At 69.6% G+C, this 17,194-nt stretch carries 14 protein-coding genes; 8 read left to right on the top strand and 6 right to left on the bottom strand.

Going from position 1 to position 17,194, the window contains the following annotated elements; genetic code table 11:
• Positions 1-117 precede the first annotated feature (117 nt).
• On the bottom strand, positions 118-2,385 hold the full coding sequence (gene recD2, locus ACZ561_RS06880; RefSeq protein ID WP_470990547.1) for an SF1B family DNA helicase RecD2: 2,268 nt from the start codon (positions 2,383-2,385) through the stop codon (positions 118-120).
• Between the two features lie 184 nt (positions 2,386-2,569).
• Here recD2 and ACZ561_RS06875 point away from each other — a divergent pair, with 184 nt between their 5' ends.
• From ACZ561_RS06875 to ACZ561_RS06850, 6 genes are all read left to right on the top strand, one after another.
• Positions 2,570-3,109, top strand: a complete 540-nt coding sequence (locus ACZ561_RS06875; RefSeq protein WP_470991306.1) for an SseB family protein — start codon at positions 2,570-2,572, stop codon at positions 3,107-3,109.
• Entirely contained in the window at positions 3,106-3,753 is a 648-nt protein-coding gene (locus ACZ561_RS06870) for a hypothetical protein (RefSeq protein WP_470990545.1), read from the top strand. The genes ACZ561_RS06875 and ACZ561_RS06870 overlap by 4 nt, the downstream gene beginning before the upstream one ends.
• Positions 3,753-8,384, top strand: coding sequence for a putative T7SS-secreted protein (locus ACZ561_RS06865; protein WP_470990543.1), 4,632 nt, complete (start codon positions 3,753-3,755; stop codon positions 8,382-8,384). The genes ACZ561_RS06870 and ACZ561_RS06865 overlap by 1 nt, the downstream gene beginning before the upstream one ends.
• An 18-nt stretch (positions 8,385-8,402) precedes the next feature.
• Entirely contained in the window at positions 8,403-8,750 is a 348-nt protein-coding gene (locus tag ACZ561_RS06860; protein WP_470990541.1) for a hypothetical protein, read from the top strand.
• Between the two features lie 395 nt (positions 8,751-9,145).
• Positions 9,146-9,625: a DUF4279 domain-containing protein gene (locus ACZ561_RS06855; protein WP_470990539.1), complete on the top strand. Its 480-nt coding sequence runs from the start codon at positions 9,146-9,148 to the stop codon at positions 9,623-9,625.
• Positions 9,622-10,044, top strand: coding sequence for a DUF4279 domain-containing protein (locus ACZ561_RS06850; protein ID WP_470990537.1), 423 nt, complete (start codon positions 9,622-9,624; stop codon positions 10,042-10,044). Before ACZ561_RS06855 ends, ACZ561_RS06850 begins: the two co-directional genes overlap by 4 nt.
• Before the next feature lie 18 nt (positions 10,045-10,062).
• Here ACZ561_RS06850 and ACZ561_RS06845 read toward each other — a convergent pair whose 3' ends face one another.
• Genes ACZ561_RS06845 through ACZ561_RS06835 form a run of 3 tightly spaced genes read right to left on the bottom strand, consistent with a single transcriptional unit; the run spans position 10,063 to position 13,195 of the window.
• Positions 10,063-10,851, bottom strand: a complete 789-nt coding sequence (locus ACZ561_RS06845; protein ID WP_470991304.1) for a sugar phosphate isomerase/epimerase family protein — start codon at positions 10,849-10,851, stop codon at positions 10,063-10,065.
• 44 nt (positions 10,852-10,895) lie between these two features.
• Positions 10,896-12,047, bottom strand: a complete 1,152-nt coding sequence (locus tag ACZ561_RS06840) for a dihydrodipicolinate synthase family protein (RefSeq protein WP_470990535.1) — start codon at positions 12,045-12,047, stop codon at positions 10,896-10,898.
• A complete protein-coding gene (locus ACZ561_RS06835) occupies positions 12,044-13,195 on the bottom strand; it encodes a Gfo/Idh/MocA family protein (protein ID WP_470990533.1) in 1,152 nt (383 codons plus the stop codon). The genes ACZ561_RS06840 and ACZ561_RS06835 overlap by 4 nt, the downstream gene beginning before the upstream one ends.
• A 117-nt stretch (positions 13,196-13,312) precedes the next feature.
• On the opposite strand from ACZ561_RS06835, the gene ACZ561_RS06830 reads away from it, so the two are divergent.
• Entirely contained in the window at positions 13,313-14,359 is a 1,047-nt protein-coding gene (locus tag ACZ561_RS06830; protein ID WP_470990531.1) for a LacI family DNA-binding transcriptional regulator, read from the top strand.
• Between the two features lie 167 nt (positions 14,360-14,526).
• On the opposite strand, the gene ACZ561_RS06825 is transcribed toward ACZ561_RS06830, so the two are convergent.
• Entirely contained in the window at positions 14,527-15,090 is a 564-nt protein-coding gene (locus ACZ561_RS06825) for an AAA family ATPase (protein ID WP_470990529.1), read from the bottom strand.
• Positions 15,091-15,145: 55 nt separating this feature from the next.
• Positions 15,146-16,087, bottom strand: a complete 942-nt coding sequence (locus tag ACZ561_RS06820) for an EamA family transporter (protein WP_470990526.1) — start codon at positions 16,085-16,087, stop codon at positions 15,146-15,148.
• Positions 16,088-16,188: 101 nt separating this feature from the next.
• On the opposite strand from ACZ561_RS06820, the gene ACZ561_RS06815 reads away from it, so the two are divergent.
• Positions 16,189-17,103: a LysR family transcriptional regulator gene (locus ACZ561_RS06815; protein WP_470990524.1), complete on the top strand. Its 915-nt coding sequence runs from the start codon at positions 16,189-16,191 to the stop codon at positions 17,101-17,103.
• Positions 17,104-17,194: the final 91 nt, after the last annotated feature.

Here is a 17,194-nt window from a genome sequence, read left to right as displayed (position 1 = left end):
ATTTGGCTCAGGAGAGTGCACTCGGGGTCGACCATTGGGCCATTTGGCGGCACTCAGTGCCGCCAACCTGCTCATCTTGCCCCCTTCGCCCCGTTCGGGGAAGTCCGGGGTCCTCTTTCACACGACTGCCGAGAGCCGGTGGGCCAGAGCGGTGAAGCGTCTGCCTGCGGAAACCGTACGGACGGCCTGGCCGATCGCCTTGCGCGAACCGACCAGGACGACGAGCTTCTTCGCCCGGGTGACGGCCGTGTAGAGCAGATTCCGCTGGAGCATCATCCAGGCGCTCGTGGTGACGGGGATCACGACCGCCGGATACTCACTGCCCTGCGAGCGGTGGATGGTGACGGCGTACGCATGGGCCAGCTCATCCAGTTCGTCGAAGTCGTACGGCACCTCCTCGTCCTCGTCCGTCCGAACGGTCAGCCGCTGTTCGACGACGTCGAGCGAGGTCACGACGCCCACCGTGCCGTTGAAGACGCCGTTGGCGCCCTTCTCGTAGTTGTTACGGATCTGGGTGACCTTGTCGCCGACCCGGAAGACCCGGCCGCCGAACCGCTTCTCCGGGACGTCGGGGCGGGCCGGGGTGACGGCCTGCTGGAGCAGCCCGTTGAGCGCGCCGGCTCCCGCGGGACCACGGTGCATGGGCGCGAGCACCTGAACGTCCCGGCGTGGATCGAGACCGAACTTGGCGGGAATCCGCCGCGCCGCGACCTCGACCGCGACCCGGGCGGCGTCCTCGGTCTCCTCCTCCGCGAACAGGAAGAAGTCCGGCAGGCCGGTGGTGACGGGCGGGATCCCCTCGTTGATGCGGTGGGCGTTGGTGACCACCCCCGACTGCTGCGCCTGGCGGAAGATGCGCGTCAATCGGACGGCCGGCACCGGGCTGTCCGGCGCGAGCAGATCGCCGAGGACCTCGCCCGCGCCGACCGAGGGCAGCTGGTCCACATCCCCGACCAGAAGGAGATGGGCACCGGGTGCCACCGCCTTCACGAGCTTGTTGGCGAGCAGCAGATCGAGCATGGACGCCTCGTCCACCACGACCAGATCGGCGTCGAGCGGCCGGTCCCGGTCGTAGGCCGCGTCGCCGCCCGGCTTGAGCTCCAGAAGCCGGTGGACCGTCGACGCCTCGGTGCCGGTCAGCTCGGCGAGCCGCTTGGCCGCGCGCCCGGTCGGGGCCGCCAGGACGACCTTGGCGCGCTTCGCCCTGGCCAGCTCCACGATCGAGCGGACCGTGAACGACTTCCCGCACCCCGGGCCGCCGGTGAGCACGGCGACCTTACGGGTCAGGGCGAGCCGCACGGCCTCCTCCTGCTCGGGCGCGAGCGAGGCCCCGGTGCGGTCGGCGAGCCAGGACAGGGCCTTGTCCCAGACGACGTCCTGGAAGCCCGGCATCCGGTCCTCGGCCGCGTGCAGCAGGCGCTTCGTCTGCCCGGCGAGGGAGAGTTCGGCGCGGTGGAACGGGATCAGATACACGGCCGTCACGGGCAGCCCCTCGGGGCCCGGAACGGTCTCCCGCACCACCCCCTCGGGGTCCTGCGCCAGCTCGGCGAGACACTCGATGACAAGGCCGGTGTCGACCTGGAGCAGCTTCACGGCCTCGCGGATCAGCTGCTCCTCGGGCAGGAAGCAGTGCCCCTGGTCGGTGGACTGCGAGAGGGCGTACTGCAGCCCCGCCTTGACCCGGTCGGGGCTGTCGTGCGGAATCCCGACGGCCTGGGCGATCTTGTCGGCGGTGAGGAACCCGATGCCCCAGACGTCGGCGGCCAGCCGGTAGGGCTGATTCCGGACGACGGAGATCGAGGCGTCGCCGTACTTCTTGTAGATCCGCACCGCGATGGAGGTGGAGACACCGACTCCCTGGAGGAAGACCATCACCTCCTTGATCGCCTTCTGCTCCTCCCAGGCGGCGGTGATGTTCTTGGTGCGCTTGGGACCCAGGCCGGGCACCTCGATCAGACGCGCCGGCGCCCCCTCCAGGATCTCGAGGGTGTCCAGGCCGAAGTGCTGCGTGATGCGGTCGGCGAAGACCGGACCGATGCCCTTGATGAGCCCGGAGCCGAGGTAGCGGCGTATGCCCTGGATGGTGGCGGGCAGGACGGTCGTGTAGTTCTCGACCGTGAACTGCTTGCCGTACTGCGGATGGGACCCCCAACGCCCCTCCATCCGCAACGACTCCCCCGGCTGCGCCCCGAGCAACGCCCCGACGACCGTGAGGAGATCGCCGGCACCGCGCCCTGTGTCGACGCGGGCGACGGTGTAGCCGCTCTCCTCATTGGCATACGTGATCCGCTCGAGCACCCCTTCGACGACGGCCTGTCGGTGAGCCTGCCCCGGCACTTGGCTCGGCCGGGGGCTCGGCACGTGGCCCTGACCCTGGTTGGACATGCCCTGAAGGTAGCGAAGGGGTCGGACATCAGGTGGAGGTGTGCGGTCGGAGCTGTGGAATTCGGTACGCCTGGTTACACACCTCCGGGGCATCGCGGCTTCCACTCCCCCATGTGCCGGTCGGCACGCGGCGCCTGCCGCACTTCGTTGCTTGTGGGAACGCGCGCGTGGCAGCATTCCGCGCGTGACTGACAACGGGGATGACATACCGAGGCCTCAGCAGGTCTCACGACTGGCCGAGTTGGCCGGTGCCTCGGCGCCTGACGGACGCTCGGTACCACCACCGTCCGGGCCGATGCCCGAACCTGCGCGGCCTGACGGCGCCCCGGTGGCACAGCCGGCCGCGCCCGAAGAGGCCGAGGAGGTTTCCCGCGGGCGCCGGCAGTTTGCACGCTTGCTCGACGAATTCCGGCACGCCGCCGTACTCGTACCGCTCGACCCGCACGGCAGCCCGTGGACGGCCGATCACGGCGGTGTGCGGTGGATCTGCGCGTTCTCCGACGAACACGCGCTGGCCCGCTTCGCTCACGCGCGGGGGGACGCCGGGCGCGAGTGGGGGTACCGAACGGTGCGGGGTGAACGGCTGCTGGACGAGATGGTGCCGAAGCTGCCGGGTCCCGGCGGCGTGGCACTGGACGCGGGCAGTGCGGACGGTGTGTTGTTCCCACCGGTCAGGGGCATCGTGCCCGATGCGGTGGCAGTGGATCTCGGGGGGATGCGATGAGCGGCGAGGAACCGATTCTCGAGGCGCCGACTTGGGCGCTGGTGGAGATCGCTAACGGTATCGATCTGGCGCATACCGAGCTGAAGGAGCTCGGGATGATCGGGGAGGCGTCGACGGGTCGCGGTTTCTCCGATCTGGCCTTGTCGGGTCTTGAGTTGGGATACGGCGGTCTGACGTCGGAGTTCGAGACCTTCTGCAACCGGTGGGAGTGGGGCGTACGTGCTCTGACTCTGCGCGGAAACGGTTTTGCGCAGGGGGTGGGCCTGTCGGCGGGCTCGTTCGCGGAGCAGGAGCAGTACATCAAGGATTCGTTCAAGATCGGGGTGAACTCGCTGAACGGGAACCCGCATCTGTCCGAGGACGAGGTCAAGCAGATGCGCTGGGACACGATCCGTGACCAGCACATGTGGGACGACGCCGACTGGAGCCGCGAGTCGTTCACCGAGGCGCACGGCGAGGTGAAGCAGACCTGGAAGAACACCGCGTACGACGTCGAGGACTCGATGCTCGACTCGATGGAGCGCTCGGGTGTGCTGGACCCGAAGCTGCGTGACGGGATGGACGAGGAACTCAAGGACATGCTCGATCCCGATCAGGCGACCATCGATCAGGCCGAGCAGCCGCGGTGGGGGGAGAACCGCTGATGGTGGACTGGGGCGGTCTGGTCGACAAGGGGATCGACAAGATCGGTGACGGCATCGACAAGGGCAAGGAGCTTGTCGGTGAGGGCGTCGACTATGTGACCGACAAAGCGGGCGAGGGCCTGCGGCATTACGGATACGACGGCCTTGCCGAAGAGGTCGAGGACTGGGGTGACGAGACGGCGTCCTCCCTCGGTGCCGAGGTCGGGGAGCAGCAGCTCGGGCAGACCGAGGAAGCGAACGAGCTCATCCACGGCAAGCCGGAGAAGATCGCCGAGACGGTGAAGAACCTGCGGGACTTCCAGAAGGCGTTCGACCTGGTCGGCGGCGGGATGAAGAAGCTGGATCCCGAACACTGGAAGGGCGAGGCGGCCAACTCCTTCCGGGAGAAGTTCCAGACCCTGCCGACCGACTGGCTGCACGCTTCGGACGCGATGGAGAACGCGGCCAAGGCGCTGGAGGCGTACTCCCAGGCGATCGTGAGCGCGCAGGGCAAGGCGCGTGAGGCGATAGCGCTGTACAAGGAGGGCGACAACGACTCCAAGACAGCGGTCGACACGTACAACAAGAAGGTCGACGCCTACAACGCGGCCCGCACCGGGGACAGTCCGCTGCCCCATCCCGGGGAGTTCTCCGATCCGGGAAAGGCCAAGCGGCAACGCGCGCGGGAGTTCCTGAGCGACGCCCGCAAGGCGCGGAACGAGGCCGGTGAGACCGCCAAAGCCGCGGTGCGCGCCGCGCTGGCACACGCGCCCAAGGAGCCGACGGGCCGCGAGCGGGCCAAGCTGGAGCTGATGGACTACGGCCTGGGCCAGGGCATCGAACTGGCCCACTTCGGCGGCGGCATCATCAAGGGCACGGCCGGCCTCCTCAACTTCGTCCGCTCGGTCAACCCGGCCGATCCGTACAACCTGACCCACCCGGCGGAGTACTACAAGGGCGTCAACATGACGCTCGCCGGCCTGGTGTCCACGGCGGCCAACCCGGACCGCGCCCTGAAGAACGCCTGGGACGCCGCGAAAGGCGACCCGTCCGAGTTCTTCGGCAGGCTGGTCCCCGAGGTGCTCGGAACCAAGGGTGGCGGGGTGATACGGGGAGGCCTGCGCGCCGGGCTGAACGGCACCAAGCACCTGCCCGACGGCAAGAAACCTGACGGCAGCCGCGGGGACCACGAGAAGGACCCGCACAGCAACGGCAAGACGTGCGGCCAGACGGCGTGCAAGAACGACCCGATCGACATTGCGACGGGCCGTATGCTGCTGCCCCAGACGGACATCAGCCTGCCCGGCTCACTGCCGCTCGTCTTCCGACGCACCTTCGACTCCTCGCGCCGCTCAGGTCGCTGGTTCGGCCCGGCGTGGTCGTCGACGGTGGATCAGCGGCTGGAGATCGATTCCCAGGGTGTGATCTTCAGCTGTGACGAGGGCAGCCTGCTCGCATATCCGCACCCCGCCCCCGGCGTCCCGGTCATGCCCACGCACGGCCGGCAGTGGCCCCTGGACCGGGTCGAGGACGGCTACACGCTCACCGACCCCGACACCGACAGGGTCTGGCACTTCGCCGACCACAGCGACGAACTCGCCCTCCTGGCCCAGATCGACGACCGCAACGGCCGCTGGATCTCCTTCGAACACGACGAGGCGGGCGCCCCGACTGCGATCGTCCACCACGGCGGCTACCACCTGAAGCTCACCACGAGCGAAGGCCGCGTGACGGCCCTCCACCTTGCGGGAGCGGCGGCGGACGGATCCGACCAGGAGATCCTGCGCTACGGCTATACCGACGGCCACCTCACTGAGGTCACCAACTCCTCCGGCCGCCCCCTGTGCTTCGACTGCGACGAGCAGGGGCGCATCACCTCGTGGACGGACACCAACGGAAGCCATTACGACTACGTCTACGACGACCAGGACCGCTGCACCTATCAGTCGGGCGCCAACGGACATCTCGAAGCCACGTTCACCTGGGACGATGTGGATCCGAAGACCGGGCTTCGGGTGACCACGTTCACCGACGGGCTGGGGCACACCGAGCGTCATCTGATCAACGACCGCTCCCAGGTCGTGGCCGAGATCGACGCACTGGGCGCGGTCACCCGCTTCGAGTACGACCGCTATAACCGCCTGTTGTCACGGACGGACCCGCTGGGCCACGTCACCCGCACCAGCTATGACGAGCATGGCCGCCCGAGCGTGCTGGAACGCCCCGACAGACGGCAGGTGCGAGCCGAGTACAACGACCTCGGGCTCCCGGTACGCATCGTCGGCACGGACGGCAACGTCACACATCAGACCTTCGACGAGCGCGGCAACCGCACGTCGGTCACCGACCCGTCGGCCGCCCGGACGGAGTTCGCGTACGACGAGGCGGGCCGGCTCACCTCGGTGACGGACCCGCTCGGCGCCACCACCCGAGTGGTCCTGGACCGCGCCGGGCTCCCCCTCTCGATCACCGACCCTCAGGGCGCCACGACCCACTACGCGTACGACGCCTTCGGCCGCACGGCCCAGGTCACGGACGCACTCGGCGCGGTGACCCGGATGGAGTGGACAGTCGAAGGCCGGCCGTCCCGCCGTACGGCATCCGACGGCACGGTGGAATCATGGACGTATGACGGCGAGGGCAACTGCCTCAGCCACACGGACGCGATGGGCGGCACGACCCGCTTCACGTACACCGACTTCGACCTGTTGACCTCCCGTACCGGCCCGGACGGTGTCCGCTACGAGTTCACGCACGACATCAACCTGAAGCTGACACGGGTGACCAACCCGCAGGGCCTGACGTGGGACTATGCCTATGACGCGGCTGGCCGACTGGTCACGGAAACGGACTTCGACAGCCGGACGCTGAGCTACGACCATGACGCGGCGGGCCGCCTGAACTCACGGACGAACGGTCTGGGCCAGACGCTCAGGTTCGACCGCGACACCCTCGGTCGGATCGTCCGCAAGGACGCCGAAGGGGTGATCAGCACCTACGAGTACGACATCTTCGACGAACTGGCGGCTGCGACTGGGCCGGACGCAACGCTGGGGCGCCTCCGGGACCGCTACGGGCGCCTCGTCTCGGAGACCGTGAACGGCCGCACCCTCTCGTTTTCTCACGATGCCATGGGGCGGAGAACGGGTCGGACGACTCCGGGTGGTTCGACGAGCACATGGTCGTACGACGTGGCGGGCCGGCGTGCGGAACTGACGTCTTCCGGCCGGATGCTGTCCTTCACTCACGATGTCATAGGCCGTGAAACCACTCGCCACATCGCCGACTTCGCCGTCCTCACCTCCTCGTTCGACCTGATGGGCCGCCTCACCGATCAGGAAGTCACCGCCGACGGGGGTCATCGCCTGCAGCACCGGGCGTACACCTACCGCGCGGACGGCGGGCTCATCGGTATCACTGACGCACTCTCCGGTGCCCGCAGCTTCGACCTGGACTCGGGCGGTCGCGTCACGGCCGTCCATGCGCGGGGCTGGACGGAGCAGTACGCCTACGACGACGCCGGCAACCAGACGAAAGCCTCGTGGCCGGCCACGCACCCGTCCCACTCGGCGGCGGGCGCACGCGGCTACGAGGGCACTCGGATCGCCACCGCGGGTGCCGTGCGATACGAACACGACGGCCAGGGCCGAATCGTCCTGCGCCAGAAGACCCGGCTTTCCCGAAAGGCCGACACCTGGCGCTACGAGTGGGACGCGGAGGACCGCCTCACCGCAGTGACCACACCGGACGGCACGGTCTGGCGGTACGCGTACGACCCCCTGGGCCGCCGAATATCCAAGCAATCCCCCTTGGAAACAGTTCACTTCACTTGGGACGGGGCGACCCTCTGCGAGCAGACGACAGAGGACACGACCCTCACCTGGGACCACGCCGGCCTGCGCCCCCTGACTCAGACGGAACGCCGTCACGGCTCCACCGACGACCGCTTCTTCGCCATCGTCACGGACCTGATCGGCACCCCGACGGAACTCATCGACGAATCCGGCGCCTTGGCCTGGCGCACCCGCACCACACTCTGGGGCACGACCGCCTGGACCCGCGACGCCACGGCTTACACGCCGCTCCGCTTCCCGGGCCAGTACTTCGACCGCGAATCGGAACTCCACTACAACTTCTTCCGCTACTACGACCCAGAGTCGGCCCGCTACCTCACCCCGGACCCCCTGGGCCTGACCCCGGCCGACAACCCGGTCACGTACGTCCACAACCCACACACGTGGAGCGACCCGCTAGGGCTCGGTCCCTGTCCGCCCCGGATCGAGGGTGGAGGCTGGGACCTCCGTGGGCATGCAGACCCGCTCAGCATCATCCCGAAGGACGCTGTTCAGGAACCGTGGAAGCCGATCCCGGGTGGTGTCGAGCACGGCATCAAGTGGAAGTGGACGGACGATGTCACGGGTAAGACCGTGCGTATGCGTGTCCACGGGCCCGACCTTGGCCCAAACGCCGGCGCCAATGCCAGCAGCGGCCCCATCTACCGTATCCAGATCTCACACCAGTTCCAGGACGAGGCAGGCAACCTCTACCACGCGCAGATCGGAAACAAGAACAGCCCAAACTATAATGAGGCGGCGATCAACGACACCCACATTCCGTGGCCCAGCCACCTGCCGGTGCCGTACCCGCACTAATTCTGGAAGATGAATCGCATGGAAAGCAAGTACTACGTCGACTTCCTCCGAGACCTTCTGAGCGCCGACGAACCAGTGCGTACAGAGGCGAGCGACCGTGTTCAGGACTTCGTGAGCCTCCTCTCCCGAACGCAGGCCAGAGTGGTGGGGGACCTGATCGCCATGCTGGCCGCGCACGAAGAATCCCGAGTGACGCTGGAAGCCCTCCTGCACGCGCTGACCGATCTCGACGGGTGCGGAAAGCTCGAGGGTGTCGATCTCTCCCCCCTGAGGGAAATTCCAGAATCCGCGATTCACGTGGAACACCGTGATTACATGGAGGAATTCGCCTCGCGCATCGCAGAGACTGATGACAGGACGGAATGAGCCGGGACACGCGGACGCAGGTGCACTGAGGCCGAGAGGGCAAATGACGGCTGATCGCTTGGCGGCGGAGAGAGTCGCCGCCATACTCCACGTCGCTGTTGCTTCGGCCTATCGATGATTTGCCTTACCCAGCCATGGACGACCTCGTCGTCGTGTCGACGAACCGAACCGAGACGACAGTGGTGGTTCTGGATCACTAGGAACAGCTGACGTGCACGCGCACTCCACTCTGACCGCTGCACCAGCGTGACCAATCACGGCGGCGAGGGAGACCGCATCGCCCACCACGCCGAGTCGTCGCTGTTCGCCGCCCATCTCTCCCTCGGCATCAGGGTTCTCCACAGAAGAATCAGACACGTGGATCGCCGGACATTCCCTCCCATGGCACTTCTCGAGTGCTGCCCGACCGCGCCTCGCGCTGCACAAGTCATGATCAATCCAGAACGGACCGAACGGTGAATGCGGATCATCAGCAGGGCGCGGCTTGGGTGCTGACCGATGTGTCTCTTGTCGTCAGGGGACCCGATCTCGACCCGGACGAAGTGACCAAGAAGCTGAACCTCCAACCGACGGGGACCCGGCCACCCGGCCCCAGCCGGTGGGGACCACCAGGAGATGTCGACGGGGAATGGCGACTCCAATGCGACGAGCGCTCCACAAGGGTGTTCCCGGAACAGCTCGACACCATCCTGACGGCAGTCGAACCGCACTCCGATGAGGTGCGCGAACTCCTGGCGAACGACCTCTCCGTGACACTCACCATCAGGGGATACGTGGACAACGACTCGCAGATCGCCCTCACCCCCGAGCAGATGCGCCGACTGGCCCGCCTCGGTGTTCCCCTGGCCCTCGCCCCCAGCACAAGCGAACGGTGACCCCTGTGTGGACCTCGATCACCACCTCCCTGGCCCTCACCGGGAGCGGCCTGGACTCCTCGGCCGTCGACCGCTCCCTCGGGCTCGCCCCGCTCGCGGAGCGGCAGACCGGCGCCTCCGTCCACCACGGGCCGGGCTGGTGGGCGTACACCCTCGACGAGCGGTTCTCGGACGACCTGGGCGAGCAGATCGCGGCGCTGACCGCTCAGGTCGGGCCGCTCGTCGACGAGATCAAGGCGCTGACCACCGTCGGCTGCTTCGCCCAGGTCTCGATCGCGGGAACGGTGCGGGCGAACGAGGAGCTGACGCTCTCGGCCGAGTCCGCCGACCGGCTCGCCGCACTCGGGCTGCCGGTCTCCTTCACGACGCTCCTGGAAGGCAACACCGGTTCGGAGGATCCGCTGGACTGGCTCGACTGAGGCATCAGGACCCTGGGGTCAGCCGAGCCGGTCGACGTGGTCCGAGAACCTCCCCACGGTCTCCTCCAGGACCTCCACGCCGTCCCTCGCCCACAGCTCGTCGTTGAAGAGCTCCACCTCGATCGGGCCCCGGTACCCCGCCCCCTCCACGAGCTCGCACCAGGCCCGGAGGTCGATCGCGCCGTCGCCCAGTTGACCCCGGCCGTTGAGGACTCCGGCCGGGAGGGGGGTCGTCCAGTCGGCCAACTGGAAGGCATGGATGCGGTCCGCAGCGCCCGCCCTCGCGACCGCCGCCGGCGCCCGGTCGTCCCACCAGATGTGGTACGTGTCCACGACCACGCCCACCTGCGAGGACGGGAAGCGTTCCGCGATCTCCAGGGCCTGGTCCAGGGTGGAGACCGCGCAGCGGTCCGACGCGTACATCGGGTGGAGGGGTTCGATCGCCAGGCGTACGCCCCGCTCCCCCGCGTACGGCGCGAGTTCGGCGATCGCGTCCGTGATCCGGGCGCGGGCCGCTGTCAGGTCGCGGCTGCCCCGGGCGAGGCCGCCCGAGACGAGGACCAGGGTGTCCGTGCCCAGCGCCGCCGCCTCGTCGATCGCCGCGCGGTTGTCGTCCAGGGACTCCGCCGTCGTGAAGAAGCCGCCCCGGCACAGCGACGTGACCGTCAGGCCCGCGTCGCGTACCAGCTTGGCCGCCGCCTCGAGGCCGTACTCCGCGACCGGCTCCCGCCACAGGCCCACGCCCGGGATGGAGAGCCGTACGCACTGCTCCACCAGCTCCGGCAGCGACAGCTGCTTCACCGTCATCTGGTTGATGCTGAAGCGCGAGAGCGATTCGGGGCTCCATGCGGTCACTGGCTCACTCCGTACACCGTCAGCAGGGACTTCATCCGGGACTCGGCCAGCTCCGGATCGGGGAACAGGCCGAGCTCGTCCGCCAGTTCGTACGCCCGTGCCAGGTGCGGCAGGGAACGAGCGGACTGCAGGCCGCCGACCATCGTGAAGTGGTCCTGGTGGCCGGCCAGCCAGGCCAGGAAGACGACCCCCGTCTTGTAGAACCGGGTCGGGGTCCGGAAGAGATGGCGCGACAGCTCCACCGTCGGGTCCAGGACCTCCCGGAACCCCTTGACGTCGCCCGTGTCCAGGATCCGTACCGCCTCCGCCGCCAGCGGGCCCAGCGGGTCGAAGATGCCGAGCAGCGCATGGCTGAAGCCCTGGTCGTCGCCCGCGATCAGCTCGGGGTAGTTGAAGTCGTCGCCCGTGTAGCAGCGGACGCCCTCCGGCAGGCGGCGGCGCAGGTCGATCTCGCGCTGAGCGTCGAGGAGGGAGACCTTGATGCCGTCGACCTTGTCGGGGTGCGCCGCGATGACCTCCAGGAAGGTGTCGGTCGCGGTGTCGAGGTCGGCCGCGCCCCAGTAGCCGTCGAGCGCCGGGTCGAACATCGGCCCCAGCCAGTGCAGGATCACCGGCTCGCTCGCCTGCCGGAGGAGGTGGCCGTACGTGTCGAGGTAGTCGTCCGCGCCCCGGGCCGCCCCGGCGAGGGCCCGTGAGGCCATGAGGATGGCCTGGGAGCCGGTCTCCTCCACGAGCGCCAGCTGTTCCTCGTATGCCTTGCGGACCGTCATCAGATCGACGGAACCGGTCAGTTGGTCCGTCCCCACACCGCACGCGATGCGGCCCCCCACCGCCTTCGCCTCCGCCGCCGAGCGACGGATCAACTCCGCCGCTCCCGCCCAGTCCAGGCCCATCCCTCGCTGCGCGGTGTCCATGGCCTCCGCGACGCCGAGGCCCTGCGCCCAGAGGTGGTGGCGGAAGGCGAGCGTGGCGTCCCAGTCGACGGCGGCCGGCGAGTCGGGAGTGGTGTCGGCGAACGGGTCGGCGACGACATGGGCGGCGGAGAAGACCGTACGGGAGGTCAGGGCGCCGCCCACAGCGGCCGGGGGGCGCGCCGGGCGCGGGCTGTACTCCCGTACGCCACCGGCCCCGTCGGGCAGGCGGATCACAGCGAGACCTCCGGGACTTCCAGGCGCCGTCCCTCGGCCGCCGACCGCAGCCCCAGCTCGGCGAGCTGTACGCCACGCGCGCCCGCCAGCAGGTCCCACTGGTAGGGCTCGTCCAGGACCACGTGCTTCAGGAAGAGCTCCCACTGGGCCTTGAAGCCGTTGTCGAAGGTGGCGTTGTCCGGGACCTCCTGCCACTGCTCGCGGAAGGGTTCGGTGGCCGGGATGTCTGGGTTCCAGACCGGCTTGGGGGTGGCCGAGCGGTGCTGGACGCGGCAGTTCCGCAGGCCCGCGACGGCGGAGCCGTGGGTGCCGTCGACCTGGAACTCGACGAGTTCGTCGCGGTTCACGCGTACCGCCCAGGAGGAGTTGATCTGGGCGATCGCCCCGCCCTCCAGCTGGAAGATGCCGTACGCGGCGTCGTCGGCGGTGGCGGCGTACGGCTTGCCCTGCTCGTCCCAGCGCTGCGGTATGTGCGTGGCGACGTGCGCGGAGACGCTGGTGACCCGGCCGAAGAGCTCGTGGAGCACGTACTCCCAGTGCGGGAACATGTCGACGACGATGCCGCCGCCGTCCTCGGCGCGGTAGTTCCAGCTGGGGCGCTGGGCGTCCTGCCAGTCGCCCTCGAAGACCCAGTAGCCGAACTCCCCGCGTACGGAGAGGATCTCGCCGAAGAAGCCGCCGTCGATGAGGCGCTTCAGCTTGAGCAGGCCCGGCAGGAAGATCTTGTCCTGGACGACGCCGTGCTTGACGCCCTTCTCGGTGGCGAGCCTGGCGAGTCCCAGGGCGCCGGCAAGGTCTCCCGCCGTCGGCTTCTCGGTGTAGATGTGCTTGCCGGCGGCGACGGCCTTGCGGATCGCCTCGACGCGGGCGGACGTGACCTGGGCGTCGAAGTAGATCTCCACCGACTCGTCGGCGAGGACGGCGTCGAGGTCGGTGGACCACTCGGTGAGACCGTGCTGCTCGGCGAGTACGCGGAGGGCGTGCTCACGGCGGCCGACGAGGACGGGCTCGGGCCAGAGGGTGTCGCCGTTGCCGAGGTCGAGGCCGCCCTGCTCGCGCAGGGCGAGGATCGAACGGACGAGGTGCTGGCGGTAGCCCATGCGTCCGGTGACGCCGTTCATGGCGATACGGACTGTCCTGCGTGTCACGAAGGTCCCTCCACACTCGAGAAGAAAGCGCTTTCTACGACAGGAGACGCTAGCCTGCCGACAACACGCCGGACAAGGGGTCCGGACGACTCTCCCGACTCTCCTCGGAGGTACGCGATGACCGTCACGCTGGCGGATGTGGCCGCGCGTGCCCAGGTTTCCCCCGCCACCGTCTCCCGCGTCCTGAACGGCAACTACCCCGTCGCCGCCTCGACCCGGGAGCGGGTGCTGCGGGCGGTGGACGAGCTGGACTACGTGCTGAACGGGCCCGCGAGCTCGCTTGCCGCCGCCACGTCCGACCTGGTCGGCATCCTCGTCAACGACATCGCCGACCCCTTCTTCGGGATCATGGCCGGTGCGGCGCAGAGCGCCATCGGGGAAGGCGCGTCGGGGCGGGCGGGCGGCGAGAAGCTGGCCGTCGTCTGCAACACGGGCGGCTCCCCCGAGCGCGAGCTCACGTACCTCACCCTGCTCCAGCGCCAGCGCGCCGCCGCCGTCATCCTCACCGGCGGGTCCCTGGAGGACCCGGAGCACATGGCGGCCGTGGCGGCGAAGCTGTCGCGGCTGACGGACGCGGGAACGCGGATCGTGCTGTGCGGAAGGCCGCCGGTGGCGGGGGACGCGAGCGTGGCGGCGCTGACCTTCGACAACCGGGCGGGAGCGCGGCGGCTCACCGAGCATCTGCTGACGCTCGGGCACCGGCGGATCGGTTACGTGGCGGGGCCGGCGGACCGGACGACGACCCGGCACCGGCTGGAGGGTCACCGCGAGGCGCTGGCCGGAGCGGGGCTGCCCGAAGGGCCCGTCGTCCACGGGTCGTACGACCGGGGCTCCGGCTACGACGCGACGCTGGAACTCCTGTGCCGCGAGCCGTCGTTGACGGCGGTCGTGGCGGCGAACGACACGGTCGCGCTGGGCGCGTGCGCGGCGCTGCGGGACCAGGGGCTGCGCATCCCGGAGGACGTCTCGGTCGCGGGCTTCGACGACCTCCCCTTCTCGGTCGACGCGGCGCCCTCGCTGACGACCGTCCGGCTGCCTCTCCATGAGGCGGGCGCGCGGGCGGGCCGGCTCGCGATGGGCACGGAGGAGGCCCCACCGGGCGGCCTGGCGACGGTCCCGGCGGAACTCCTGGTACGCGACTCGACGGCGCGCCCGCGGGGGTGACGCGGGGCGGGTCTCGGGCCGGCGGCTTGCCCGCTCGGGCGGACCTCGCGCGGGTCTCGGGCCCGCACCACCTCAAGGCTGACACGGGCTCGGACCGGCGCCTTCCCCGCTCGGGCGGACCTCGCCCACGGCTCGAGCCGGCCTCAGCGACGCACGGCGTCCGGGCCCTACGTCGCGCTCACGTGCGCATCCAGCTCCGTCGCCTTCAGGATCGCGTCCACCGTCTCCCGCACCGTCAAGGCCGCGTTGTCGATCCAGATGCCGACGTCCGGCAGTTCCTCGCGCATCGCCGCGTCCAGTGGGGCCCAGTTCGTCGTGAGGCGCTTGTCGCGGGCGTTGTTGCGCTCCCAGGCCGTCTCCGGGCCGGGGGCGAGGAAGACGACGTGGAGCGGGGCCGTCCGCACCGAGGCGCGGTAGAAGTCGAGGTGGCTGCGGCGGACGACCACGTCGTCGACGACCGGCAGGAAGCCGGCCGTCGTGAAGCTGTCCGCCAGCAGACAGGCGTTGCGGGCGCGCAGGAAGATCTGACGGTCGGCCTCCGGGTTGTGGTCCATCGTCGGCCATCGGCCCCCGCTGACGATGAGCTCCTGGAGCTCGTCGACCTCGATGTGCGCGGCCCGCGCGAACCGGGCCGCGAGGGCGGCCGCCACGGTCGACTTGCCGCTGCCCGGGATGCCGCTCAACAGCAGTGCTCCAGGTGCGGGTTCACCATCGATGGGTACCAGATCCATGGCATCGGACCCTAGCCCGCCCGAGGCCCCCGCCCTCCGCGCCCCACGAGCGGGCTCACGGCGACGACAGGGAACGTCCGCCCGCTTCGACGGGCTCCTGCCCCCTCTCCGGTGACGGCACCGGCGGCACCGACGCCACCGCCCGCCCCGGTGCGAGGGACGTCAGCGCCACGCCGCCGACCAGCAGGGCCGCCGCGCACCAGCGCAGGCCGCTGATGCCCTCGCCGAGGAACAGGGCGGCCGAGGACATCCCGAAGACCGGGACCAGGAGGGAGAACGGGGCCACCGACGAGGCCGGGTAGCGGCGCAGGAGCCAGCCCCAGGCGCCGAAGCCGAAGACAGTAGTGATCCAGGCGACGTAGACGATGACGCCCACGCCGGTCCAGTCGAGGCCGCGCAGCGCTTCGAGGTCGCGTTCGGGTCCTTCCAGGAGGAGGGAGAGGGCGAGCAGCGGCAGGATGGGCACGGTACTGACCCAGACCATGAAGTTGAGGGCGTCGGGCGGGGAGGCCTTGCGGGTCAGGACGTTGGAGACGCCCCAGCAGGCCGCCGCCGCGATGCAGAGCGCGAATCCGACGAGCGGGCCCGAGGCGCCCTCGTCGACCGCGGCGACGCCGATGCCGGCAAGCGCGACCGCCATGCCCGCGATCTTCGCCTTCCCGGGGCGTTCGCCGAGCGCGACGAAGGCGAACAGAGCCGTGAAGACCGCCTGGACCTGGAGGATCAGGGAGGAGAGCCCGGCCGGCGCGCCCAGGTCCATCCCGGTGAAGAGCAGGCCGAACTTGGCCACGCCCAGGACGAGTCCGACGCCCACGATCCACTTCCAGGCGACCTTCGGGCGGCCGACGAGGAAGACGGCGGGCAGCGCCGCGGCGAGGAAGCGCAGGGCGGAGAAGAGCAGGGGCGGAAAGTGGTCGAGACCGATCTCGATGACGACGAAGTTGACTCCCCAGACGGCGGCGACGAGCGCGGCCAGGGCGATGTGGGCGGGACGCATGCCGTTGAGCATCGCCTCCCCCGAACGTGTAGCACCAGCGAATTCTCCTTCATGGTTGGATGAAGCAACGCTTCACCAACCCGCCCGGAAGGGGCACTCACGTGCTGGATCTCGGACGCCTGCGCGCCCTCCACGCCGTCGCCGTCCACGGGACGGTGGGCGCCGCGGCCGCCGCTCTCGGCTACACCCCGTCCGCCGTCTCCCAGCAGATCGCGAAACTGGAGCGGGAGACCCGCACGACCCTCCTCGAACGCCAGGGCCGCGGGGTGCGCCTCACCGACGAGGCTCACCAACTCGCGGCGACTGCCGAGAAGCTGCTGTCGATCGTCGAGGAGGCGGAGGTTCGGCTCGAGGAGCGGCGCGGGCTGCCCGCCGGGCGCCTGTCGATCGGCTGCTTCGCCAGCGCCGCGCGCGGTCTGATGCCGCGGGCGCTCGCCGAGCTGGCGGTCCGTCACCCCTCGCTGGACGCCCGCCTCACGGAGGTGGACCCCCATGTCTCGATCGACCTCGTCTCCCGGGGCGTGATCGACCTCGCCGTGGCCCACGACTGGGACATCGCGCCGCTGCCGACCCCACCGGGCGTGGAGCAGGCGGTGATCGGCGACGACCTGTGCGACGTCCTCGTGCCCCGGGAGCATCCGCTGGCGGCGCGGGCGACCGTACGGCGTGAGGAGCTGGCGGACGAGCGGTGGATCACGCAGCCGCCGGGGACGGTGTGCCACGACTGGCTGATCCAGACCTTGCGGGCCACCGGGTTCGAGCCGCGCATCGTCCACCAGGCGGAGGAGAACCACACGCAGGTCGCCCTGGTCGCCGCGGGGCTCGGGGTCGCGATGGTGCCGCGACTCGGTCGCGGGACGCTGCCGCCCGAGGTGACCCCGGTCCGGCTGGATCCGATGCCGAGGCGCCGGTTGCACGCCCTGTGGCGTACGGGTGCCGCGCGCCGTCCCGCGATCAGGGAGACGGTCCGCACGCTCCAGGAGCTGTGGCCGCAGGTGGCGTCGTCGACCGTGTGAGCGACCGGCACAAGAGCCACATCCAGACCCACTCGCCCCACCGGCCACCGGCCGACCCGAGCCACTGATTCCTGCTCAGGTCCTTGACCTG

It is taken from the genome of Streptomyces sp. NPDC039609 (assembly GCF_055596705.1).
The sequence above is the reverse complement of the archived record's forward strand: the minus strand, read 5'-3'. Positions and strand labels throughout refer to the sequence as shown.

Coding starts and splice junctions, on each gene's coding strand:
- recD2 (WP_470990547.1), bottom strand. CDS start 2,385: ATGTCCAACCAGGGTCAGGGCCACGTGCCGAGCCCCCGGCCGAGCCAA.
- ACZ561_RS06870 (WP_470990545.1), top strand. CDS start 3,106: ATGAGCGGCGAGGAACCGATTCTCGAGGCGCCGACTTGGGCGCTGGTG.
- ACZ561_RS06865 (WP_470990543.1), top strand. CDS start 3,753: ATGGTGGACTGGGGCGGTCTGGTCGACAAGGGGATCGACAAGATCGGT.
- ACZ561_RS06860 (WP_470990541.1), top strand. CDS start 8,403: ATGGAAAGCAAGTACTACGTCGACTTCCTCCGAGACCTTCTGAGCGCC.
- ACZ561_RS06845 (WP_470991304.1), bottom strand. CDS start 10,851: ATGACGGTGAAGCAGCTGTCGCTGCCGGAGCTGGTGGAGCAGTGCGTA.
- ACZ561_RS06830 (WP_470990531.1), top strand. CDS start 13,313: ATGACCGTCACGCTGGCGGATGTGGCCGCGCGTGCCCAGGTTTCCCCC.
- ACZ561_RS06825 (WP_470990529.1), bottom strand. CDS start 15,090: ATGGATCTGGTACCCATCGATGGTGAACCCGCACCTGGAGCACTGCTG.
- ACZ561_RS06820 (WP_470990526.1), bottom strand. CDS start 16,087: ATGCGTCCCGCCCACATCGCCCTGGCCGCGCTCGTCGCCGCCGTCTGG.